The sequence below is a fragment of the Rathayibacter sp. AY2B3 genome (assembly GCF_002931755.1).
Taxonomy (GTDB): domain Bacteria; phylum Actinomycetota; class Actinomycetes; order Actinomycetales; family Microbacteriaceae; genus Rathayibacter.
The window spans coordinates 22,581-43,786 of the sequence record NZ_PSUG01000031.1; the positions used below are offsets into that span (position 1 = coordinate 22,581).

Sequence of the window (21,206 nt, forward strand, 5' to 3'; positions counted from 1 at the left end):
AGTTCACGAGGCCGCCTCCGCGATGGTGTCCGCGATGAGGGTGTCGAGGATGGAGCGGGCGGTGACCCGGCCGAGGATCCGCGCGGCGGGTCGGCCGTCGACGTCGAGCACGAGGGTGGTAGGGACGGCGTTCGCGGCGAACTTCCCAGAGAACGCGAGGGCCACGGCGGCGTCGGTATCGATGATCGAGGGGTAGGTGATGCCGTAGGTGTTCGCGAACGAGGTGGCGGTGTCGGCTTGGTCGCGAACGTTGACACCGAGAAACGCCGCTCCGTTCCCGTCGTACTGCTCGTGCAGCGCTTGCAGGTCGGGTGCTTCGGCGCGGCAGGGGGCGCAGGCGGCGTACCAGAAGTTCACGACGAGCACCTGCCCGCGGTAATCCTCGGAGCTGATCGCGTCGCCCGTTTCGCTCGTTCCGGCGAAGTCGACCGGCTCGCCGCGACTGCCGACAGGCCATTCGATGACGGTGCCGTCACCGGCGACGTAGTTCTTGTTCGACCCGCCGCGGTACTGCTCCGCGAGGTCGTCCCGCGCGCATCCGCTGGTCCCGATGCCGATCATCGCGAGCGGGGGAAGGGCCAGCAGGGCGCGGCGGCTGAGGGCGCTCACGAGGCGAGAGCGGCGTCGAGAGCGGCCTGGATGTCTTCGAGGCGTTCGAGCTGGATCGCCTCGTCGTTGACGAAGATCGTCGGCGTGCCCTGCACCCCCAGGTCCTTGCCCGCCTCGAAATCAAAGCGCACCCGCTCGAGCGTCGACGGGTCGGCCACATCCGCGTCGTACTGCTCCAGGTCGAGGCCGATCTCCTCCGCGAAGCCGCGGAACACGTCGGCCTTGGAGTCTTGGCTCTCGCCCCAGCTCGCCTGCGTCTGGAACATCCGGTCGTACATCTCCTCGAACCGGTCCTGCCGCGCTGCTGCCTCGACGGCGAGAGCGGCATTCTCGGAGTTGCGATGCGAGGGAATCGGGAAGTAGCGGGTCGCGAAGGTGACCCGGCCTGCGTACTCCTCACGCAGCTGCTCGATGGTCGGGTAGACGGCCGCGCAGACCTCGCACTCGAAGTCGAGGAACTCGACCAGCGTCACCTTCCCGTCCTCCGCCTGATCGAGCATGTGGGTGTTCTGCTCGAGGACGGGCGTCGCGGCGGCGACCTCTTCGCGGGAGGCGGAGAAGGGCCGGAAGATCGCGATCGCGGCGATGACCGCGACGACGAAGACAGCCGCGGCGATGGCGATCAGGTTGACCTTGGTGCTGGTTTTCACGGGTGGTGCTTTCTGTCAGGCCGGTGGTCGGCAGAAACAAGGGGACGGCGCCGTGATCCGGCGAACGGTGAGGCTCAGGGCTGCGCCTCGATCAGGTTTCGCTCGTCTGTGGTTGGGGCGCGTCCGCTCTGCCGAAGACCTGCAGGAGGGCCCAGCCGGCGATGCCGCAGGTGGTGAAGATGTCGGCGACGTTGAAGATCGCGAACCAGTCGACCGCGATGAAGTCGACGACCTCTCCGCCCAGCGGCGTGTCCGCGGCTCGGCTGATGCGGTCCCAGATGTTCCCTGCGCCACCGCCGGCGGCGAGAGCGAGAAGTGCCGGTCCACCCAGCGGAGCCCCGCGGATGGTCCGCACGAACACCCACACCGTGAGGGTCACAAGAATGACGATCAGTCCGACCGCCAGTGCAGGTCCCAGCTCGGAGCCCATCCCGAAGGCGACGCCGGGGTTGAAGATCAACTCGAACCGCGCTCCGAGAGCGAGCTCGATCGTGCGTCCGTCTTCCAGCGCTGTCAGGGCCCAGCTCTTCGTGAGCTGATCAAGACCGAACGCGGCCGCAATCAGCGCAGCGATGAAAGCCACTCGGAGGACGAGCCTGCGCGTGGCGGGCATCAGAACAGCTCGAGGAGTCGAGGCAGAACACCCGACTCGATCAGGATGAACAGACCCAGGCCGATGAATACGGCAGGCACGAGCCAGTGCTCGACCCTCTCCAACAGCTCGGTCACCGTCTTGTTCGTGCCGACGACGCGAGCGATCAGGCACCACACCGCGACGAGGAGGAAGAACACGATGATCGTGACCACCGTGTCCGCGATCGGGCTCGTGCGGAATACGGGCGTGTAGAGGGAGATGTTGTCCGCGCCGTTCGCGATCGTGATCCCCGCAACGCCCAGCAGCCCGACCGCACTGATCGAACTCTCGTCATCGTCGTCGTCATCATCGCCCCTGCTGCGCAGGGTGCGGATGAGCCCGTACAGACCGATCGCCAGCGGGATCAGGCCCAAAAGCCCCACCCACTCATCCGGGATGATCGTCAACCCGGCGGCGGCAACGACGCTGATCGCGACGAGAGTCGCGAAGCCGAGGTACTGCCCCGCCACAACCTTCCAGCCCGGCAGCGAGCCACGGGCGGACGCGAGGAACAGCACCGTCAGAACCACGATGTCATCGATGTTCGTCGCAGCGAACAGTCCGATTGCCGCCGCGATAGTGCCGATCACGGCGCCACTTCCACGCCCCGACGGACCTCCGATGCGGCAGCGTCCACGTCACGTGCGCTCCGTGCTTCCGCCCCGAACGTGCCGCACAGATCCGCTTGGAACCCCGTCGCCTCCAAAAGTGCCTCAGCGGACTCGAGAAGATCGATCAGCTCCGGACGGGCCAACGAGTAGAACACCTGCCGTCCCTCTGCACGCCCCACGACCAGGCCGCACTCGCGCAGGCAGCTCATGTGCTCAGAAGCCGTCGACTGCGCCACGCCCAGCTCCGCCACTAGATCACTGACCCGAGCCTCACCATGCTGAAGTCGCCGCACGATCTGGAGACGCTTCGGGTCGGCCAAAGAGTGAAAGAGGGAGACGGCGGCAGAGGTGCCCCGCACGTGATCAATCGGCATGCACCGATGTTATCGACAGAAATCGATTTGAGCGACCACTGCCGAGGTGTTCGCGAACGATCGTTTACGAGACGGTCGAGCAGCGCGGCGGTCCAATCGGCGCGCCGTGTTCCACGGCCCGTGTCCGAGAGCTATGACCCGCAACCTACGTTCGCAGTACAGTCAGGCCTATGGCTTCGATCGGATACGCGCGCGTCTCGACCAGAGACCAGAACCCCGACGCTCAGACCGATGCGCTCACGGCAGCCGGCTGCGAGAAGGTGTTCGTCGAGCACGCCTCCGGAGTACTCGCGAAGCGTCCCGCGCTCGAGGACGCTCTCGACTACCTCCGCGAGGGTGACTCCCTCGTCGTGACGAAGCTCGATCGCCTCGGCCGGTCCGTGCGGAACTTGAAAGAGGTAGCCGACGGCCTCCAGCAGCGCGGCGTCGGACTGAAGGCGCTGTCTCAGGGCATCGACACCACCACTCCGGGCGGCCGGCTGTTCTTCCACATGCTCGCCGCGATCGCGGAGTTCGAGCACGACCTCATCGTGGAGCGAACCCACGACGGCCTTGCCGCCGCTCGAGCTCGCGGACGTAAGGGCGGCGGGCGCTTCAAGATGACGCCGACGAAGGCGAAACAGGCGCGTGCGATGTACGACGAGAAGACCTACACGGTCCAGCAGATCGCCGACACCTTCGGCGTGTCTCGCGGCACCATCTACCGCCACCTCACCGAAGACCACTGAGAGCCGCCGCGACGAGCGTCGCGGTTCACAGACCCGAGCGAACACCGGCCTCTGGCCGGCGGCGGTGTTGAGCGCTGTGCGCATTTTTGCCTGGAAGCCTTCGGCAGCGTACGGGCCTCCAGTGTCCGCGCAAGCCGCTGCGCGGCCGGCTCCTCCGAGGTTCTCGGCACGCGGTCGCTGCGCTCCCTCACATCGCGCCGACAACCTCTCCTCCTCCGCCCTCCGGGTTGCGCTCCCGCCTCCGACCCTGCTCGGCACTACGTGCCTTCCAGGCAAAAAAACGCTGGGAGAGAAGGAAGAACAGGCGAGCCAAACCATCCCCGCTGGCTTGACAAATCTGATTGAGAATCACGGCAAAAAAACGATGAGGAAGAGGAAGAACATGCAGCAGATCACCACCGTCAGCACCTTCGTCCCGGCCGCGAACGAGGACGGGATGCAGAGCCAGTTGCGCCGGATCGCCGAGCGCGACGTCGACCTCTCAGGTCTGGCACGCAACGGGTGGGCGCTGGCACACACCGCCACGATCCCCGGCCCCGAGGGCGTCATGTTCGTGGACACCCTCACCCGCACCGAATCCTGACCCGCAACACCACCGAGGAGCAAACGCCATGTCCGACACCATCACCACCAGTCTCGCGGCCGAGGAGCCGACCCTCTGGGGCGCGGTGGCCGAGTTCGCGTCCGTGTTCTCCCACGGGGACACCGCCGACGAGCTGGCCGTGCGACTCAGCTGCGCCGAGGTCGACGCGCTGGCCGGACTCCTGCGAGCATTCGGACGAGATGAGGCCGCGGACCTGTGGATCGCGGAGCACGCGAGCGACGACGACGAGGGCGACGCCCACACCCCGGAAGGAACCCACCGATGAGCGAGCAGCAGCAGACCACGCCCGACCCGGCGGCGACCTACCAGGCGGCCGTCGCGGCCTTCGCGGCCACGCTCTCCGACCCGGCCGTCACGGAAGCGATCGCCCCGACGCTGCCGTGCTGGCGCGCGACGGGCATCATCGACCTCCTCACCCAGGCCGGACACCCCGACGCCGCCGAGAAGTGGGCCGAGCTGCACGCCTGGTCCCCGGTCAACGACGAGCACGACCCGCACCGCGGCGACCGGTGGGACGACTGATGCTCACCGTCTACTCGAAGCCGTCGTGCGTGCAGTGCACCATGACCTACCGGGTGCTCGAGAAGAAGGGCATCGAGTACACCACCGTCGACATCACCACCAACCCCGCAGCGCTCGCGTACGTCACGGAGGAGCTGGGCTACTCCGCCGCCCCCGTGGTCGTCGCGAGCGACCAGGACCACTGGTCGGGCTTCCGCCCCGACCTCATCGAGAAGCACGCCGCATGACCGGCCCGAACATCACCGGCGACGACTACCGGGCCGGGTACCTCGCCGGACAGGCCGACCGGCAAGGCGAAGTCGACTGGATGGAGAACGAGGCCGACCGGCTCTACCGCCTCGCCTACGGCGACGAGCGCCGCGTCCAGGACCTCACCGTCACACGCGCCGAGCTCGAACAGCGCAGAGCGCTGTCCGAGCCGCCCGTGGAAGTCACCCGCCGCGACGCTCTGGCGTCCTGGGGCATCGAGACACCCGCCACCGACACCCCGGCGGCCGCGGCCGCGAACGAGAACCCGTCGACGTCGACGGGACCCACCAACCGCACGAGCAGGAGACGACAGATGAGCACCAGGACCATCACCGGCAACCTCGCCGCCGACCCCGAAGCCGTGCAGGCGGGCCGCGTGCAGATCGTGAAGCTGCGCGTCATCGAGAACACCGGCGAATACCGCGCGGGGGAGTGGACCCCGCACGACGCCCCGACCACGCACTACGTCGAAGCGAAGTTCGAACTGGGCGAGCACGTGCTCGCCTCACTCCACAAGGGAGACGGCGTGATCGTCGTCGGCTACGAGCGCACCGTCGCCTGGGGCGAAGGAGAGAACCGCCGCACCGGCCGCGTCCTCGAAGCCGACGCCATCGGCCCCAACCTCACCCGCGCGACCGCCGTCGTCACCACAACCACCCAGCGCGAACCCCGCCGCAGCGCCGCCCCCGCGGCTGAGTAAGTTGGTCGGCATGTGGGACGGGATCGCTCTGCTGCTGGCCGTGACAGGTGCCGCGCTCGTCGTCGCCGGTATCGTGCCGCTTTATCGCGACTCCGAGATCCACTCCGCGCAAGTGTCCGAGGTCGCGGTCGACAAGCGCGCTCGGGCCCGCGGCGCTCTCCTGGCTGCCGTTGTTCTCTTCTCCGCAGCGGCCGTCGCACTCCTCGCCGGGACGGCCTGAGCCCCTACTCCGAGACGTCCGCGATCCGGAGCGCGGAGAGGATGACGTGATCCTCCGGAATCGCTGCGCGCACTTCCGCGATCGCCGAGGCCGACGTCACCGCGATGATCTTCTTCTACGGGCGATATTCGCGATTGTCCGTGGTCGAGGGCGGCGGCCCCGGATTTGGCTGCTGATAACTGCCCACACCGAGTGAGGCCAGTCCGGCGGACACCGCCGCACCCACGACGCGGGCGACGAACGCTACTGACTTCCCGACGAGCTTCAACGCTGTTGCCATCACGGAACCATCACCTTCAGGACTGGATGGCAACGCTAGTGGCTTGGAGCCGCCCGGTGCTCTACTCGAGCCGTCCGCGATCCGGAGCACGTAGAGGATGACGTGATCCTCCGGAATCGACGCGCGCACTTCCGCGATCGCCGCGCACTGCGCCGATACGACTCGCTCGAGCAAGTGGGTTGGCGTCACCGGCCCGTGAGGGGCGATCCCCTCACACTCCCCCCCTGAAGCGGTCGCTCGGGGGAGCGGCTGTGTTCGTTCCTCGCGCTGGTCAGCGCCAGTGGGCGAGTTCGCTTGCCATCAGCAGTCGAGCACGAGCGAGGAGCCCGCGCACAGCAGCTGGGGTTAGGTCGAGGTCGAGAGCGATCTCGTCGTAGCTGAGCTCGTGCAGCTGCCGCAGCTCCCAGCAGCGACGCTGCAGCACCGGCAGCTTCTCGAGCACCCGCCGAGCGTCCGCCGCGAGAACGGCGCATCGGCCGGCGGCTTCGGGGTCGTCCTTTTCGAGCGCCGGCAGTTCCTCGTTCAGCTCCGACCGGCGCGCGGATGCGGGCGCGCGGAGGCGGTCGATGCTGCGCCGGCGGGTCGTGGTCGCCAGCCAGCCGGCGATCGTGTCCCCGTCGATCACGTTGTCGATGTGCGTCCATGCGGCGAGGAACGTCTCCTGCACCACGTCATCGACGTCGGCGGAGCTTCCGAGGGTTCGCGACGCGATCGCTCGCAGCAGACGCGAGTAGCGGTTCACGATCGCCGCGAACGCGCGGTCATCGCCCGACGCGGCGCGGATGACGAGCACCCGATCCGAGTCCATCGGCAACGCGGGCAGGGTCCCGTGATCGAGCAGTACGGCAGGAGCGGTGGCTCGCGTCTGAGGTCGTGCGGTGGCGAGCATGCGGGCTCCGGTCGTCGAAAAGTATGTGTCCGCATACTTCGTAACAGAGGCACGTATCGATGACCCAGGCCTTGACCCCAATGCAGGGGCGTATATAAACGACAGATTCGACCCTAATCGGCAATTGTCGTTCTTCAGGGCGTGATCCCGTTCCGGGGCGCGAGCTGCACTCGCGCAGCGGCGACGGAGCGCCGCGGGTCGGAGGCCGCGAGGCGGCCCGTTCCACCTGTTTTCTTCACCTCTCCGCGGTTTCAACCTATTTCGCTCCACCGGCTCCGTGCCACCGATCCCGGACGCGCCCTGCGGGCTTATTTCGCCCGCTCTCGGTGTCACTGCGCCGCCTCCACTCAAACGGTTTTCCCCGCCGGAGAGGCAAAGAAAAACGATCAGCCAGAGGGAGCACCCACACCATGCAGACCACCACCGACTTGCAGACCACCACGAAGACCTACCTCACGCTCGGAGGCACCCGCGCGGTCGACGTCCGCGTCGTGGGCACCGACCCCCAGACGACGCCCTCGGTGCACGTCACCCGCCGCAAGTCCGGCGTCTGGGAGGCGTGGCACTCCGACCAGCTGCACGGCATCACCAGCGGCTCGTTCCGCCGCTGCGTCGCCCACGCCCGCCGCGCAGCGATCCGCCGCGTCGCCCCGTTCCTGAACCGCTGAGAGGACCACACCATGACCCGCACCGACACCGGCCGCGCCACGGCCGAGCAGCTCGCCCTCATCCTCGCGACCAGCCGCGACGAGGACCCGGAGAACGCCACCGCGACCGACGCGGAGATTCTCACGCACACCCGCAACACGCTCGGACTGCCGGGGGAGTGCGGACCCGGCGGGATGCCTGTCTACGACGACGGCACCGCCGAGGCCGCCGCGTTGATCGCGTTCCTGACGCCCGCCGAGTAGTGCGGGGGAGGGGCCGGCCTTCGGGCCGGCCACGAGGGGCGACCCCCTCGCGCTCCCCGTGTTCCGCCGGAGGCGGGACGCGAGCTCCGCACGCGCAGCGGTGACGGAACACCGCCGGCGGGAGCCGCTACGCGGCAGGTCCTTTGCTCGCCTGGCTCACGCTCGGCATCGCGTTCCTCCTGGGACACGCGGTCATGCGTGGTCATCGGTCGCGAGGAAGTCAGACCTCCGGCGCCCAGATGTCGGCTACGCCGGCCTGCAGGCGCATCTCGCCGAGTTTCAGTTGCTTGCGAAGACGAAGCCGGGTGTAGGGAACCAGGACCACCAGCGCGATGCCCTCCCGATGTTCCGACTCGACTCGGATGGCGTCACCGCTCCCGCTGATCGTGACCACGCTGACGTACGCGACCGCCCGTAACGACTGCCGGTTCTCTCTGCTGGCACGCCGGAGCTCGTCGAGGTCCGCCTGGGACGAGTTGTTCCCGCGACCCGGCTCCGGCTCCACCATGCTCAGAACGCTGCGCCCGTCGGTGTCGATCGAGGCGGAGAACGGGCCGAGCTCGCCGCGCTTTCCGAGAGCCTCAACGGCGCGAGTCATCGTCAGATCGAGAAGGCCGTCGAGATCCTCTTGCGCTTCGGCTGATGCCGTCTCACGCCACATCATCATCTGCACACAGTGCCACAGGCCGCAGTCTCGCGCTGGACGGAACCGCGGTCGCGTAGACGGCGAAGGCCACACCCGTCTCCCCGGTCGGGGGCGCGAGCTGCCCTCGCGCAGCGGTGACGGAGCACCGCCGGCGGGAGCCGCTGCGCGGCGCGTTTCTAGGTTTTCTTCACCTCTCCGCGGTTTCAACCTATCTCGCTCCGCCGGCTGCGTGCCGTCTCCCTCGGACGCGGTCGCACGCTCCCTTATTTCGCCCGAGAGAGCCGTCACTCCGCCGACTCCACTCAATTGGTTTTCACTCGCCGGAGAGGCAAAGAAAAACGATCAGGAAGACGACAAAAGCCCCGTAGTTGGCTTAGAACCACGGGACTCGTCACCTTCATGGTCGCACACCGATTGAGGAGAAACCATCGTGACTATCACCACCGGAACCGGGACCGTTCAGCACATCGACCCGACCGCCCTCGTGATCGAGGCGAACGTCCGCACCAGCGCCCCGCTGACGAAGGACTTCATCGCGTCGATCCGCGAGAACGGCGTCATCACCCCGGTCCTCGCCCGCCGCGACGAGCACGGGAACGTCATCGTCCGCGCCGGACAGCGCCGCACCCTCGCCGCCCGCGAGGCCGGAGTGCCCACCATCCCCGTCTACGTCGTGGAGGGCGACGAGACGACCGCCGACCGGATCGTTCAGCAGATCATCGAGAACGACCAGCGCGCCGAGCTGAGCGTCGCGGACCGCACCGCCGCGTGGGCGCAGCTCGCGTTCGAGGGCGTGTCCGCCGCAGCGATCGCCAAGCGCACCGGCACGAAGACCGACGCGGTGAAGAAGGGGCTTGCGGTCGCGGAGTCCGCGACCGTCACGTCCGTTCTGCACGAGCACGAGCTGACCCTGGACCAGGCGGCGGTGCTGTTGGAGTTCGAGGACGACGCCGACGCCCGCGCGACTCTGATCGAGGTCGCCACTCACGACCCTGCCCAGTTCGAGCACACCGCGCAGACCCTCCGCGACGAGGCCGCGCACCAGGCGCTCCTCGTAGCGACCGCCGCCGAGTACACCGGCAACGGCTTCCAGATCCTCACCCGCTCCGACGCCTACGGCGACGCAGCGACGTGGACGCCGGTGCGGCAGCTGCGCGGCGACGACGGGAAGAGCGTCACCCCCGAGCAGGTCGCCGCCGCTCCCGGGCGCGGAGTGCTCATCGACACCAGCTGGCGCGGCGAGGTCGAGGTCACCCTCTTCGTCCAGGACCCGACCGCCGCCGGATTCACCTACGCCTACGGAGCCCCCGAGCAGCCGCAGACCGAGGAGGAGGCCGAGGAGGAGCGGGCCGAGAAGTCCGCGGAGCGGAAGGTGCTTATCGCCAACAACAAGGCGTGGAACGCGGCCGAGAAGGTGCGCCGCGAGTGGATCGCTACGTTCCTCGCCCGTAAGACCCTCCCGAAGGACGCGGATCGTGTCATCGCTCTCGGCCTCACCACACACCGGTTCGCGGTGTCGTCGGGGATGACGGGCGGCAGCGACCTCGCGCACGCGCTGCTGCGCATCGAGCGCCCCTCCGGCTACCGCGCGGACGCCCTCGCTGCGCTGGTCGAGGCGAACCCCGCGAAGGCCCGCCTGGTCGCGCTGGCCGTCGTGCTCGGAGGTCAGGAGGCGCACACGAGCAAGGAGTCCTGGCGCCGCGGCGACGAGCGCACGGCCGAGCACTTCCGCCAGCTCGCGGCCTGGGGTTACGCGCTCTCCCCGGTCGAGCAGGTCGTCACCGGCGACAGCACCCCCGCCGACGCCGCAGGGCTCAGCTAGCCCACCCGGCGGGGACCGGCTCGCGCCGGTCCCTGCCCCTCCTCTTCTCCCACTGCTGCACAGGAAGGCCCGACCATGACCACCACGACCACCGCACCCCGCCCCGCCCACCGCTTCGACCCGTACCAGGACGACCCGACGCTCCGCGCGGCCGAGGCCGCCGTCGACTCCGCGGCCGCGACCGGCGACGCCGACGCGACCGCCGCCGCAGCGCGAGCGCTGATCATCGCCGCTGCCGCCTACGGCTGGCCCACCGCGACCGCCCTCGTCTTCACGTACGAGACGACTGGTCCCATCGCCCACGTCTGGGGACTGTGGAAAGTCCTCGACGCTAACCGCCAGGTCCTCCGCGAATGGGACGAGGAGCCCGGCGACATGACCGACGAGTCCGAGGAGGAGCTGATCGCCCTCGACCTCATCAGCAACCGCCGCGCCACCCTCGACTACACCGACTTCCCAAAGCCCATCGGCTCCACGACCCTGATTCTCCACACGCTCGCGCTCTGAGCGCGTGTGCGGGCCGACCCGAAACGGGCCGGCCCGCACGAGGGGGAGAGCCCCCTCGACCCCCCCGGACCCGCGCAACGGCAGCACGGCCAGAGTCGTGACCGGATGCGACGATGGACGCGCTCGCACCCGTCGCGACTGCCGGTCGTCGCGCCTCATCAGACAGGACACCCACGATGAAGCTCTACCCCGACGTGATCAGCACCCTCCGCGCCCAGGAAATCGACCCTGACGAATGGGCGCGCGAGTACGGCTCGCCCTCCATCGCGGAGTGGGCCGGCGACGAATGCGGCTGCGCCGACGACCGCTGCATCGGCCACCACCACGACAAGCAGGAGGACTGCGGCTGCTTCCCCGCGATGCTCGAGCAGCACTTCGCCCAGGAAGACGCTCGCGGCCACCGGACCCTCAAATGGCGCACCACTCCCGTCAGTGTCGTCGTCTCAGCAGAATCCGACCTGGAGGACTTCGGGCTCCTCGCTCTTGCCGACCAAGACCAGATCGACCTCTTCGCCAGCACCGACGTCGACACGGCGGCGATGACGCAGGAACACACCACCGCCGAAGAGACAGCCCGGATCGCAGCGTTCGCCGCCGAGATGTCCACCGCCGGCTCCCTGAGCACCGAGCAGTACGAGCAGCTCGGAGAGATCCACCACGCGGTCCTCAACCGTGCCAAGGACGCAGGCGACTCCCGATACGACCTCTACCGCGCGACGGAACGGCTCTCCCGCGCCATCACCGAGGTCTGGGACCGCGACGTCGCCGCGTACCAGGACGCCTACCTCACCGTCGTCCGCGACACCCTCACCACCCGAGGTCTCACGACCGGCATCAAGGTCGTCACCTTCGCTGACCGCGACACCGGGATCTACGACGAAGACCTCGCGCACGACCTGCGCGACGTCGCCCTGCTCACCACGCCACTGCCCGTCATCGGAGCCCCCAGGGAGGAGCGCAAGATGACGGTCGACGCGCTGCGCGCCGCCGGCCTCAGCTACATCGAGCGCGCCCGCGCCGTCGTGTCCGCCGAGGCCGCGGCCCAGTAGCGATCAGCGGCGAGGCCGCGACTTGTACTTTTTCCCCGCCCGGATGTTCCGGTTCTCGATCACCCCGACCACCGCCAGGCCGGCGGCCACGGTGACGATCAGTACCCACCCGAGCACGTTGAACCACTCACCGGTGAACGCCGCGTAGGTCTGCTCACCCGCGATCGCGAAGAGCATGAACGACAGCCCGAACCACACCATGCCGTTGCTGATCAGGGCAGCACGCGCGAGCTTGGTCCGAGGCTTCGACATGCGCTCACCCTCCCACCGCACCCTGGACGTGTCCACGAGACCCGCGCACTGCCCGAGCGTCAGTCGAGCTGGACGCTGCTACGCAATTCGCTGCCGCTCCACGTCTCGAGCACCCACCGATCCGGTGCGGGCGGTACGCCCGCCATATCCCATGCTGCTTCCCAGGCCCGCTCTGCGTTGCCGTAGACCCCGATGACGTCCGACGTCTCGGCCCAGAAGGCCCTCCGAAGAAGGAGGTAGTGCTGGCCGTCGATGCTGGTGCTCACACCTCGAATCCTCGTCGGCCGGAGAAGCCTGCGGACAATCTGGCGCGAAGCCCGTCTCCGCTGGCGCACCACCGAAGGGACCGAAGTAGCCGAATCCGGTTACCGCTGGCCGACGTGTGGTGCAAGACCGACGAGTTGCCGCAGAAAGGGTCCCAGGGCGGTTTCAGGGCGCCGTCCGCGCGATTCCTACGTCTAGGGACGCATTTTCGGTCGACCGCCGCTTTTTCGCGCTCAAATCGCCTCTGAGCGCCGCGGATGTCGTACTGGCGTGGGATAATTAGGACCGCATACGCAAAGACCCCTGTCGGCACCTGCTGACAGATTTGGGTCAGCGGCCACAGGGGTCGATACGGATTTTCCCGGCAAGGAATCGTGTCGAGCTTAACCCAGGGTGCTGCTGAGGACTACCTCCTCAGCAGCACCCTGGGAGACCGTGCGATGCAGGAAGAGCCCACGATGAACGCACCGGCGAACCCCGAATCGGCCACACCCGAGCACACTCCCTCCCTCGTGCACCTGCGCGATTTCGTCCGCGCTCGCGCCAAGGGCAGACGGACCCACGTTGCTCAGGACCGCGAGCAGGTGTTCGCGTCTCGCGACGGAAACTTCTTCGCCTTCTTCTACGAGCGGTTCCTCAGCGGGACTATCGAGTACATCAACGACGGCTGCCGCGGCTCAGCCCTCCACGACGTCGTAGAAGCCGCCCCCTCGAACAAGCGCGCCAGCTACGAAGCCGCCGCGCGAGGCATGCTTGCCCTTCTCGGGACGACAGCCGTGCGGTCCGCCCGACGACAGCAGCGCAACGTCGTCGTCATCGACGTCGACGGCACTCAGATGGTGAGCCTGCGCCTCCACCTCATCCTCGAACTCAGTGACGGGGAGCGGTTGGCCACGCACATCTACTTCCCCGATCAGGCACTGACGCCGTCGGAGATCTCCCTCATGGAGACATCGATCGCCCTCGCCACTCAGCAGCTGGACAACGGAACCGCCCCCGCCCTCCTGCTCGCCCGCACAGGCGAGCTGAGAAGGATCGACCTGAGCGCCGCGACGACCGCGGAGCGCCGCGCATACCTGCGCACCGAGGCAGACGCCTATAAGACGGAATGGGAGCTCGGCGCCGAAGCGAGCTGAGCACCGGCACAACGGTGAACGTTGCCTAGGCCGCCAAGACCCAAACATTACGGCCGTCTCCCTGTGCGCCGACGGCAAGGGCATCGTTCACCGGCTCGCCGTTCCTCATATCGGGGAGCTGCTCTCGGCCGCGACTGAGCCGCGGCCGAGAGCAGTGCGACACCGACGCCCCCGCGCCGGTCTGTCGCGCGGCCTGAACGAAGTCCCCACTTCTCGGCCGCGTCGCCACAGTAGAGCCCGCGGGGCGGACAAACGCCGCTCCGGGGTCTCTCTGCGGCGGTCTATTGCGGCGAGGTGGGGGCTCGACAACGCCGAGCCCGCCACCTCGCTCACTTGTTCGTGAGCTGCCAGGCCATGTCGATCTGCTTGAACTCGGCGTCGTAGCACTGGACATCCACGCCCGCGTCGTAGGCGCCGTCGCCGTAGGAGTAGCTGATGACGGGCGCTGTCACGTCCGGGACGTTCAGCGGGTAGCCGGCGTCCGCCATGCACTGCTGGAACCGGCCGAAGGCGTCTCGGTACTCGGCCTCTGTCACGTCGCCGTCGCCGGTAGCGGCGGACTGCTCCGCGGACACTGACACCGGCGCCGCCGGCGCCGACCAGGACGCCCAGAGCATGTATCCGCCCGTGCCCTCCACGCTGACCGTGTGGGGTCCCGAGCCGATCAAAGGAGTGCCGCCGCCGGACCCGACGTTGGGTCCCCCGCCGCAGTAGTAGGTGGTCCTCAACTCGCTGTCATCGATCGACGTCGTGAACGTCCCCGGGTCCACGCATCCGAGAGAGACGAACAGCTCGGACTCGCCCTCCGGCGCGGGGCCGACATCGAGAGTCGCCGGCCCGCTCCCAGCCTCCACGACGAACGGGTCCCCGACGAGCACTGTCGTCGGGGGCACCATGTCGGCCAGGCGCTCGATCGTCGCCGCCGGGTAGGAGGCGTCGACCTGCCCGGACGTCACGACGGCGGCGGTCGCGGAGACCGCCGCGCCCGTCAGCGCACCAGAGATCGCGAACACCGCGATTGCCTTCCACGCCGCCAGGCGCCGCGGCGCCGGGCGGGCGGAGTCCGCGAGAGAGACGAGCATGCTCCGCTGCGCACGGTCCCGTTCGATGAGTTCACTAGGCATTGGAGACACCTTCCTGTCGGAAACCGCCCGATCGCGGTTTCGCCATCTCTTCTCGTAGGCGCGCTCTCGCGCGAGTGAGGCTCGATCGAGCCGACGACGCCCGGACCCCGAGCACGGCCGCCGCCGCGTCCGCGGAGAGGTCCTCGAGCACGCAGAGCGTGATGACCTCCTGATCCCGCGCCGACAGCCGCCGCATCGCCTCGAACACCGGCGCGTCCTCCGCGAGCTCCGCCGGGTCGTAACTCGCCGGCGGCGGAGGCAGCCTGCTTAGTGCCGCACGGTGGCGGCGTTCCGAGCGGGCGAGGTTCAAGCAGGTGTAGGTGGCGGTGCGCAGCAGCCACGGCAGGATCGAGTGCTCCACGAACCGGATCCGCTCGCGCTTGCGCCACGCCTCGAGGAACGTCAACGACACCAAGTCCTCCGCCTCCCCAGGAGTCGGAGCGAGCCCGAGCGCGTGCCGGCGGACACGGTCGCGGTGCCGGTCGAAGATGCGACCGAACGCCTCACCCTCACCCGCTACGACGCGAGCCCAGTCCTGCTCATCAGTGACGCTCATACCTAGAAGTGTCCGCAGTGCTACGAATCGCTGCACCCTCGCGCAAGTTCCTTCGAGCGCGGAGGCCTAAGCCGTCCCGTCAGGGGATCTTAAGTTCAGCTGGTCGGTGCGACACTCTCTGCCAGACCGAACGACGAGACTCGCTCGATCTAATCCGGCCGGACCTAGGGTGGGCAGATGAGTCGTCGTTCTGTTGCACTCACACTCCTGCTGGCTGTCGTGGGCACCATGACCGCCTGCGCGCCGGAGCCCGTTGATCGCGCGCAGCTCGCCCAGTGGCGCTCGGATCGTCAGGCTGACGTCGACGCGGGAGGTCCTTTCCTCGCTGTGCTGTCGTCCGATTCGAGCGCGGGGCAGGAGGGGGATCGGCTGGTATCTGCCTTCGACCAACCGGTGCTGCCCGGCGCCATTACCTTCGAATGCTTCGGGGATGGCACGGTCGAGCTGCAACTCGACTCCGACTCCAAGACCGGCACGGTCACGACAGGCAAGACCACTGTCCGAACCGTGGACTGCGGCGACGGCCCGCTCGACATCGACCCGGCCTCCCTCGGCACAGACCCCATCAATCTCGTCGGCGCGGCTACAACTGACGCCGATCGCGACACGGCGTGGTTCCTGACGCTACGTGGGGCGCAGAGCACGCCCTGACGGTTCACCGCTCATGTCGGCTCCCGCGGGGCAAGCTGGTTCGTCCCGTAAGGGGATGCTCCACCGCGACAGATCCACTGTCTTGACGCAGGCACGAACGTGCTCACTCATCGCCTCATCACCATTGACGGTCCCGTGAGGGATCCCTGGCCGGCTGATGAGGTCGTGCTGCGGCCGGATTCAGCTGGTGAGTCGGCGGACCTGTTCGATGGAGAGCTGGCGGTCGGCGTAGAGGACGATTCGAGCGGTCGGGTCCGGGCTGTGCGCATTCGGACCTTCCCACCTCCGCTGAAGGCCGAGTCGCTCGATGGTGCGGCGGGAGCGTGCGTTGCGTTCTGCGACGACCGCGGTGACGGGCAGTTCCGGTCGGAGTAAGTGGGCGAGTTCGATGCCGGTGAGGGCGACTTCCTGCGCGTAGCCCTTTCCCCAGTGGTCGGGGTGGAGGGTGAACGCCACGTTCCAGGCCGCGTCGGAGAGGAGGGTGCATCCGCCCATTCCGATCAGATCATGGTTGTCGGTGGGGGATTCGCGCCGGCGGATCACCCAGCTGCTGAGTCCGTCTTGTGTCCACTGGGTCCTTCGGTATGCGATGACGGCCCGGGTCTGATCGGCGGAGAGATGGAGGAGAAGTGGATCTTCTTCCGCGATCCGTGGGTCGGTGTAGAGGCGGGACAGCTCGTGGAGGTCGGTTTCGGCGGGCCGGCACAGTCGGAGTCGGTCGGTGAGCACGTCGAGGTTCTGTGGGGCGCAGGCCTGTCCGTCGCTCACGATCATGGGACGAGGATTCCACGTTCCGACCGCTCGACCAGCGTTATGTGCGCGTGCGATCCGTCGCGGGAGGCCGCCCGTACGGGGACGGGTTAGCGGTCAATCCTGCGCAGTGAACTCGATCTCGGGTGCTGCCCCGTCCGCCAGGAGGAAGTAGCCGATGAACACGACGTCTTCGCTCGTGGTGTCGAACTTGGAGACGATGACCCCGGCAGGCTCGTAGAAGACGTCGCCCGCGCGAAGGGTGGTTTGTGCCTCCTCACCGATCTGGAATGTGACCGACCCCCTTTCGATGGCTCCGAAGACAGGGCCGTTGTGAACGTGAGCACCGCCCTTCGTGCCAGCTGCGATTGAGATTCGGCGCACCTCGACGTGGGACACGTCTATGCCGCCTGCAAGCGACTGGTGGAGAAGAGTTGATCGAGTGATGGGCGATTCAGTCATGGTCACAGCCTGGTCGGACGGATCGCTCAGACGTGGGTCGTCGGACTCAGGAAATACGGCTCGCAATGTGCGGTTCTCGCCAACGGCCGCGTGGTCCGACACCCCCGCCGCTGCCGGAACTTGTCTCGATAGCCGATGGGCTAGCGCGTCAGACCCAGCGTTTCTCTGCAGACCTAAGTGCTCGTTCCGAGGGCTGCGGGGACAGCAGGTCACCGAGCTCGCGCTTCGCCTTCTGGTAACGGCTGCGCGCAGTCGACGGCGGAACGGACACGATCTGAGCCGCCTCGCTGAGAGAGAAGCCGTCCCAATGCACGAGCCGCACCAGTTCTGCCAGCTCCGGAGAAAGCTTGCTCAGCGCTGCTTGGACGTCGAGGGTGACGTCGGAGGGTTCTCCGGTCACTTCGATGGGTTCGACGGTGCCGCGAAGCTTTTCGGCCAGGAGGTCTTGGCGCCGGCGCGTCCTACTGGTGTTCAGGACGACGTTCCGCGCGACCCCGAACAGCCAGAGGCGGGCGTCCTCGTCCGGCAGGGGCATGGACGACGACCGGCGCCACGCGATCGTCATCGTCTCAGAGAGCGCGTCGGGAGCGTCGTCGGTGCCGACTCGGCGTTCGAGGTAGTTCAGAAGGTCACGGGCTGTGGCGTCGAGGATGGCTACGACGCGATCGGCTCGCGTGTCGCGGCGGCTCACTGGGTGAGGTCTGCCTGGGTGAACTGTGCGCAGTCGTCTTGGCTTCCGGTGGAGAGGTCTGAGCCGGTGACGGGATCGACCACCCCTCTATCCTCGAGCTCGTCCCAGACGACGTTGGTGATCGCACCCACCACGGCTTGGCGGTACAGCTCGTCTTCCGAGTACAACTCGGTCGCGGGCACCACGGTGTCGCCGTCGTCGCCGCGGACAGTCACGTCCCGAGCGACGATCCGGGCCAGCTCGCCATCGATGTCAGCGAGGGCGAGCACGTCGGTGGTGCGAAATACGTCCTGCGCCTCCTTGATGTCCTCCGGGTCGCCTTCCCTGACGACGCTGCGCAACTCGCATTCTCTTCCGCTGGGCAGCGTGAAGTGGACAACGGAATCCGGATTCGCCACATACGGCTGCCAGCCGGAGAGCGTCGCTGCTGCTGCTGCTCCCGTACCGCCCAGAGCGAGAGCGACGACGGTTCCGATCACGAGCGCGCGCGGCGTTGCCTGTCGCCGGCCGCGTCGCGCGTTCCACTCCGCTCCGCGAACCATCTCTCGAAGGGCAGCGTCGGAGACGGCTTCCGCCAGTGGGGTCGGCGGCGCCGATTCGTCCAGGAGCGCGTTCATCGCCCGATCGCTGTCTGCGTCGTGAGGTTCGGTGGTCATGATCTGCTCCTGTGCGCTCGAGTGGCCTTCACTCTGTACATGTCCGGCAGGACCCCGAACTGACGACGCGACGATGGAATCAGTCGAGAGTCTGTCCCGTAAGGGGATGGCCATCTGACGGAGCTAGACCTCGGCTTGGAGTTCCGACTTCAGCTGTTGTCGAAGTCGCGCGTATCGGGTCCGGATCGTGGAGGGGTTTTTCTCGAGGATGCGTGCGGCTTCTTCGAGGGTGAAGCCTTCCCAGTGGACCAAGCCGATGATGTCGCGATCAACGGCGGGCAACCTCTCGATGAGGTGGTGGAGGTGCGCGCTGATGTCGTCCAGCTGGTCGTGGGCCGGGTTGTGAACGACAATCTGGTCTCGGAGGCGGTCAACGAGGCTGGTTCGGCGGCGATTCGAGCGGTGGTGAGTAGCGAGGACTCGGCGTGCGACCCCGTAGATCCAGAGCGTCCCTTCGTTGCCGGCGGGTACGTCTTTCGCGCGGCGCCAGACGGTGAGCATGGTCTCGCTGAGGAGGTCGGGGGCGTCATCCAGGGGAGCTCGGCGGGAGAAGTAGCGCAGTAGCGGTTCCGCCTGGGCGAGAAGCAGGAGCTCCACCCGTCTGGCGCGCTCGTCGTCGCCTCGCCGCGTCGAGGAGGCTTTCGATGACAGCTGGTCGTCCAGGGTCACCGCAGTTCTCCTTCGCAGTCGGATTCGGCTCCGCTCAGCATGTCCTCGGGCACCAGTTCGTCGGGGACTTCGGCCCAGATCACCGTGGTCAGAGCCGCCCCGAACGAGAACTTGTCGAGGTTGGCCTGCGTGAGGCCGGCGGCCTCTTCGCTGTTCCGTGGGATGTAGGGATGTGCGAGGGCTTCTTCGTAGACGCGCTGGCCGATCCCTGACCAGTCGTGCTCAGCGATGAAGTCCTTTACCGCTGCCGGGTCGCTCGTGCCGCCGATGCCGGCCTCGACCGCGTAGTGACAGCTGACCTGTCGACCCGAGTCGGTCGTGTAGTTGATCGGGACGATCGCGTCCGCATCGAATCCCACGGTGAAGACGACGGCCCCGGCTGTCGTCGCGGCGAGGACACCGATCACGGGGAGGATTAGAAGCGGGCGACGCCACCACGGACGCCGTGGTGTCGCGCTCTCCGCGGTGGCGGACACCAGGTCCTCAATAACAGTGCGAGACGCGAGCCCACCTATCGGACTACGTCCCGAGCGGGCCAGGAACTCATCGAATCCGTCGTCGTCCATCGTTTCCTCCTCGAGCAGACCTTGCTCTTCACTATGGACATGGCCGGTCGGGCGCGGAACGTCTCAGGAACGCCGTCCAAGTTCTAAATGGTTGGCTTCCGCCGCGCGGCCGACGTCCCGTATGGGGATGGTTCACCGGCACGCAAGGTTCTAGTTGTCCTTGACTCTGCGACCCGCGCCGCGCCCGTCTCCGCCGGCAATCCAGTCGTTGACCGCTCGAGCTACGTGAGTGTTGTGACTTGCGGCCCATGAGGGATCGTTGGATGCGGACGTGAAGGCGATCATCGGTGTGTGCCGGATGCGGCCGTGACGGTCGCGCCAGTGCAGGACCATCAAGCCGGCTTTTTGGCGCACTTGGATGGTCTGGTCGCGAGGGACGCGTCGGGACCACCAGACCCCGTGGACGGTGAGGTCGTTCTCTCGCAGGCTGACGCCGCTGAAAACAACCCACCGCGCAGCGAGCGATATGACGACCGCGAAGATGACGATGAAGACCAGCTGCTCGTCCAGCGCGAGGCCGGGCTTCCATACTGTCGCTGCCGGCACGCAGATCAGAGCTGCGGGCAGGAGTATGCCGAAACGGAGCTGGATATTCGGGCGAAACCGCACGAGCGCTGATTTTAAGGGGCGCCCGCCCGTTCGTCGTTCCGCACAGGGGTCATTCAGTGGCCGGTGAGCGGGCGGGTGCTGCTCTCGCCCGCGCTGTGCGTCGCGGCCCAGAGCAGGGCGGCACCGGCGGCCCCCGTCGGTCTGTCGCGTGAGGCGTCAGCGAAGTCTCCGTTTCTCGACCGCATCGCCACAGGCCGCGTGTCCACAGCGCGTGACGCCCCGGCTGCGGATTACGGCTAGCAGCTAGCGAACGCCGCGGGCACGCTCGTAGCACCGGTAGAGCACGATCGCGCCGACGGCTGACACGACGAGTCCGATCAGAAAGCCCACGAGCAGGACCGGGCTGAGTTGGCCCCCGGTCTGATCCAGGTCCGCACGAACGCCGGCCTGAAACCCTGACACCGAGCAGAGGAAGGCGATCACGACACCCGACGCGAGCAGGCTCACGCCCTTAAGCACTTCCACCATGACCACCCCCGGTCGTGAAGCTACCGCAGAGTGTTCCACCCCGCGACCGCCTCGCCCCGTAGGAGGATCGATCAGCGGGACGCTTTCAGCGGACCGCTCGAAGAGGCTTGGCGTCGTCGTCGCGTGCTGGTGATGCCGCCAGGGTTGACCGCAGGTCTTCTCGTGCTCGTTGATAGCGGGTGCGTGCGGTGGACGCGGGGAAGCCGAGGAGTTGTCCGGCTTCGGTGATGGAGAAGCCGTCCCAGTGGATGAGGCGGACGAGCTCGGCCTGTTCTGGCGCGAGCCTGGCGATCGCGTCGCGCACGTCGACTCCTTCGTCGGCGGGGCGTCCTTCGGTGGGAGCGGTC

General features: G+C 67.6%; 34 protein-coding genes. 14 read left to right on the forward strand and 20 right to left on the reverse strand.

What is annotated here, in order from left to right:
• Nucleotides 1-3: 3 nt before the first annotated feature.
• From C5C24_RS11365 to C5C24_RS11385, 5 genes are all read right to left on the reverse strand, one after another.
• Nucleotides 4-609: a TlpA disulfide reductase family protein gene (locus tag C5C24_RS11365; protein ID WP_104233615.1), complete on the reverse strand. Its 606-nt coding sequence runs from the start codon at nt 607-609 to the stop codon at nt 4-6.
• Nucleotides 606-1,259, reverse strand: a complete 654-nt coding sequence (locus C5C24_RS11370; protein ID WP_082481720.1) for a thioredoxin domain-containing protein — start codon at nt 1,257-1,259, stop codon at nt 606-608. The genes C5C24_RS11365 and C5C24_RS11370 overlap by 4 nt, the downstream gene beginning before the upstream one ends.
• A 91-nt stretch (nt 1,260-1,350) precedes the next feature.
• Nucleotides 1,351-1,842 carry a signal peptidase II gene (locus C5C24_RS11375; protein ID WP_162238049.1) on the reverse strand — a complete coding sequence of 164 codons (492 nt, stop codon included), beginning with the start codon at nt 1,840-1,842 and terminating at the stop codon, nt 1,351-1,353.
• A gap of 29 nt (nt 1,843-1,871) precedes the next feature.
• The gene (locus C5C24_RS11380; RefSeq protein WP_055794455.1) at nt 1,872-2,483 is read right to left on the reverse strand and encodes a cadmium resistance transporter; all 612 of its coding nucleotides are present in this window, start codon (nt 2,481-2,483) and stop codon (nt 1,872-1,874) included.
• Complete coding sequence (locus C5C24_RS11385) at nt 2,480-2,878, reverse strand: helix-turn-helix transcriptional regulator (RefSeq protein ID WP_055794452.1); 399 nt, start codon at nt 2,876-2,878, stop codon at nt 2,480-2,482. Before C5C24_RS11385 ends, C5C24_RS11380 begins: the two co-directional genes overlap by 4 nt.
• Nucleotides 2,879-3,048: 170 nt before the next feature.
• Between C5C24_RS11385 and C5C24_RS11390 the strand changes: the two genes are divergently transcribed.
• The 7 genes from C5C24_RS11390 to C5C24_RS11420 all read left to right on the forward strand — a co-directional run bounded on the left by C5C24_RS11390 (nt 3,049) and on the right by C5C24_RS11420 (nt 5,901).
• Complete coding sequence (locus C5C24_RS11390; RefSeq protein WP_104256092.1) at nt 3,049-3,606, forward strand: recombinase family protein; 558 nt, start codon at nt 3,049-3,051, stop codon at nt 3,604-3,606.
• A 382-nt stretch (nt 3,607-3,988) separates the two neighbouring features.
• Nucleotides 3,989-4,189 carry a hypothetical protein gene (locus C5C24_RS11395; protein WP_104273023.1) on the forward strand — a complete coding sequence of 67 codons (201 nt, stop codon included), beginning with the start codon at nt 3,989-3,991 and terminating at the stop codon, nt 4,187-4,189.
• A gap of 28 nt (nt 4,190-4,217) precedes the next feature.
• Nucleotides 4,218-4,475, forward strand: coding sequence for a hypothetical protein (locus C5C24_RS11400; RefSeq protein WP_219812869.1), 258 nt, complete (start codon nt 4,218-4,220; stop codon nt 4,473-4,475).
• Nucleotides 4,472-4,732, forward strand: a complete 261-nt coding sequence (locus C5C24_RS11405; protein ID WP_104304986.1) for a hypothetical protein — start codon at nt 4,472-4,474, stop codon at nt 4,730-4,732. Before C5C24_RS11400 ends, C5C24_RS11405 begins: the two co-directional genes overlap by 4 nt.
• Nucleotides 4,729-4,959 carry a glutaredoxin-like protein NrdH gene (gene nrdH, locus C5C24_RS11410; protein WP_056045893.1) on the forward strand — a complete coding sequence of 77 codons (231 nt, stop codon included), beginning with the start codon at nt 4,729-4,731 and terminating at the stop codon, nt 4,957-4,959. The genes C5C24_RS11405 and nrdH overlap by 4 nt, the downstream gene beginning before the upstream one ends.
• A complete protein-coding gene (locus tag C5C24_RS11415) occupies nt 4,956-5,681 on the forward strand; it encodes a single-stranded DNA-binding protein (protein WP_104304987.1) in 726 nt (241 codons plus the stop codon). The genes nrdH and C5C24_RS11415 overlap by 4 nt, the downstream gene beginning before the upstream one ends.
• Before the next feature lie 10 nt (nt 5,682-5,691).
• Nucleotides 5,692-5,901 carry a hypothetical protein gene (locus C5C24_RS11420; RefSeq protein ID WP_146078828.1) on the forward strand — a complete coding sequence of 70 codons (210 nt, stop codon included), beginning with the start codon at nt 5,692-5,694 and terminating at the stop codon, nt 5,899-5,901.
• A 551-nt stretch (nt 5,902-6,452) separates the two neighbouring features.
• On the opposite strand, the gene C5C24_RS11425 is transcribed toward C5C24_RS11420, so the two are convergent.
• A complete protein-coding gene (locus C5C24_RS11425) occupies nt 6,453-6,989 on the reverse strand; it encodes an RNA polymerase sigma factor (protein WP_181068412.1) in 537 nt (178 codons plus the stop codon).
• A 491-nt stretch (nt 6,990-7,480) separates the two neighbouring features.
• On the opposite strand from C5C24_RS11425, the gene C5C24_RS11430 reads away from it, so the two are divergent.
• Entirely contained in the window at nt 7,481-7,738 is a 258-nt protein-coding gene (locus tag C5C24_RS11430) for a hypothetical protein (RefSeq protein ID WP_104304989.1), read from the forward strand.
• Nucleotides 7,739-7,750: 12 nt separating this feature from the next.
• Nucleotides 7,751-7,981, forward strand: coding sequence for a hypothetical protein (locus tag C5C24_RS11435; RefSeq protein ID WP_104304990.1), 231 nt, complete (start codon nt 7,751-7,753; stop codon nt 7,979-7,981).
• Nucleotides 7,982-8,201: 220 nt separating this feature from the next.
• Here the strand turns inward: C5C24_RS11435 and C5C24_RS11440 are convergent, their stop codons facing one another.
• Nucleotides 8,202-8,648 (reverse strand): hypothetical protein, encoded by a 447-nt coding sequence (locus C5C24_RS11440; RefSeq protein WP_146082597.1) that lies wholly within the window; start codon nt 8,646-8,648, stop codon nt 8,202-8,204.
• A 409-nt stretch (nt 8,649-9,057) separates the two neighbouring features.
• Between C5C24_RS11440 and C5C24_RS11445 the strand changes: the two genes are divergently transcribed.
• The 3 genes from C5C24_RS11445 (at nt 9,058) to C5C24_RS11455 (ending at nt 12,005) form a co-directional block, all read left to right on the forward strand.
• Nucleotides 9,058-10,449 (forward strand): ParB/RepB/Spo0J family partition protein, encoded by a 1,392-nt coding sequence (locus C5C24_RS11445; protein ID WP_104304992.1) that lies wholly within the window; start codon nt 9,058-9,060, stop codon nt 10,447-10,449.
• Nucleotides 10,450-10,524: 75 nt separating this feature from the next.
• Nucleotides 10,525-10,956: a hypothetical protein gene (locus C5C24_RS11450; RefSeq protein WP_104304993.1), complete on the forward strand. Its 432-nt coding sequence runs from the start codon at nt 10,525-10,527 to the stop codon at nt 10,954-10,956.
• Nucleotides 10,957-11,132: 176 nt separating this feature from the next.
• Nucleotides 11,133-12,005, forward strand: coding sequence for a hypothetical protein (locus C5C24_RS11455; RefSeq protein ID WP_104304994.1), 873 nt, complete (start codon nt 11,133-11,135; stop codon nt 12,003-12,005).
• Nucleotides 12,006-12,008: 3 nt separating this feature from the next.
• Here the strand turns inward: C5C24_RS11455 and C5C24_RS11460 are convergent, their stop codons facing one another.
• Both C5C24_RS11460 and C5C24_RS11465 read right to left on the reverse strand, forming a co-directional pair.
• Nucleotides 12,009-12,257, reverse strand: a complete 249-nt coding sequence (locus tag C5C24_RS11460; RefSeq protein WP_104304995.1) for a hypothetical protein — start codon at nt 12,255-12,257, stop codon at nt 12,009-12,011.
• 59 nt (nt 12,258-12,316) lie between these two features.
• Nucleotides 12,317-12,523: a hypothetical protein gene (locus C5C24_RS11465; RefSeq protein WP_104304996.1), complete on the reverse strand. Its 207-nt coding sequence runs from the start codon at nt 12,521-12,523 to the stop codon at nt 12,317-12,319.
• 372 nt (nt 12,524-12,895) lie between these two features.
• Between C5C24_RS11465 and C5C24_RS11470 the strand changes: the two genes are divergently transcribed.
• Nucleotides 12,896-13,657 (forward strand): hypothetical protein, encoded by a 762-nt coding sequence (locus C5C24_RS11470; protein WP_104304997.1) that lies wholly within the window; start codon nt 12,896-12,898, stop codon nt 13,655-13,657.
• 329 nt (nt 13,658-13,986) lie between these two features.
• On the opposite strand, the gene C5C24_RS11475 is transcribed toward C5C24_RS11470, so the two are convergent.
• Together C5C24_RS11475 and C5C24_RS11480 are read right to left on the reverse strand one after the other, a co-directional pair.
• Nucleotides 13,987-14,781, reverse strand: a complete 795-nt coding sequence (locus C5C24_RS11475) for a hypothetical protein (protein ID WP_104304998.1) — start codon at nt 14,779-14,781, stop codon at nt 13,987-13,989.
• Nucleotides 14,774-15,337 (reverse strand): RNA polymerase sigma factor, encoded by a 564-nt coding sequence (locus tag C5C24_RS11480; RefSeq protein ID WP_104304999.1) that lies wholly within the window; start codon nt 15,335-15,337, stop codon nt 14,774-14,776. The genes C5C24_RS11475 and C5C24_RS11480 overlap by 8 nt, the downstream gene beginning before the upstream one ends.
• A gap of 219 nt (nt 15,338-15,556) precedes the next feature.
• On the opposite strand from C5C24_RS11480, the gene C5C24_RS11485 reads away from it, so the two are divergent.
• Complete coding sequence (locus C5C24_RS11485; protein ID WP_146082599.1) at nt 15,557-15,988, forward strand: hypothetical protein; 432 nt, start codon at nt 15,557-15,559, stop codon at nt 15,986-15,988.
• 180 nt (nt 15,989-16,168) lie between these two features.
• On the opposite strand, the gene C5C24_RS11490 is transcribed toward C5C24_RS11485, so the two are convergent.
• From C5C24_RS11490 to C5C24_RS11525, 9 genes are all read right to left on the reverse strand, one after another.
• Entirely contained in the window at nt 16,169-16,762 is a 594-nt protein-coding gene (locus tag C5C24_RS11490; protein ID WP_104305001.1) for a GNAT family N-acetyltransferase, read from the reverse strand.
• A 93-nt stretch (nt 16,763-16,855) separates the two neighbouring features.
• Nucleotides 16,856-17,200 (reverse strand): cupin domain-containing protein, encoded by a 345-nt coding sequence (locus C5C24_RS11495; RefSeq protein ID WP_146082600.1) that lies wholly within the window; start codon nt 17,198-17,200, stop codon nt 16,856-16,858.
• A 148-nt stretch (nt 17,201-17,348) separates the two neighbouring features.
• Nucleotides 17,349-17,891, reverse strand: coding sequence for an RNA polymerase sigma factor (locus tag C5C24_RS11500; RefSeq protein ID WP_104305003.1), 543 nt, complete (start codon nt 17,889-17,891; stop codon nt 17,349-17,351).
• On the reverse strand, nt 17,888-18,547 hold the full coding sequence (locus C5C24_RS11505) for a hypothetical protein (protein WP_104305004.1): 660 nt from the start codon (nt 18,545-18,547) through the stop codon (nt 17,888-17,890). The genes C5C24_RS11500 and C5C24_RS11505 overlap by 4 nt, the downstream gene beginning before the upstream one ends.
• Before the next feature lie 123 nt (nt 18,548-18,670).
• Complete coding sequence (locus tag C5C24_RS11510) at nt 18,671-19,216, reverse strand: RNA polymerase sigma factor (RefSeq protein ID WP_181065503.1); 546 nt, start codon at nt 19,214-19,216, stop codon at nt 18,671-18,673.
• Nucleotides 19,213-19,623 carry a hypothetical protein gene (locus C5C24_RS17975; protein WP_181065502.1) on the reverse strand — a complete coding sequence of 137 codons (411 nt, stop codon included), beginning with the start codon at nt 19,621-19,623 and terminating at the stop codon, nt 19,213-19,215. The genes C5C24_RS11510 and C5C24_RS17975 overlap by 4 nt, the downstream gene beginning before the upstream one ends.
• Nucleotides 19,624-19,932: 309 nt before the next feature.
• Complete coding sequence (locus C5C24_RS11515; RefSeq protein WP_104261702.1) at nt 19,933-20,391, reverse strand: hypothetical protein; 459 nt, start codon at nt 20,389-20,391, stop codon at nt 19,933-19,935.
• 243 nt (nt 20,392-20,634) lie between these two features.
• Nucleotides 20,635-20,838: a hypothetical protein gene (locus tag C5C24_RS11520; protein WP_146076647.1), complete on the reverse strand. Its 204-nt coding sequence runs from the start codon at nt 20,836-20,838 to the stop codon at nt 20,635-20,637.
• Nucleotides 20,839-20,944: 106 nt separating this feature from the next.
• Nucleotides 20,945-21,206: RNA polymerase sigma factor (locus C5C24_RS11525; protein ID WP_258065195.1), on the reverse strand; the 262-nt coding region annotated here is incomplete at its 5' end.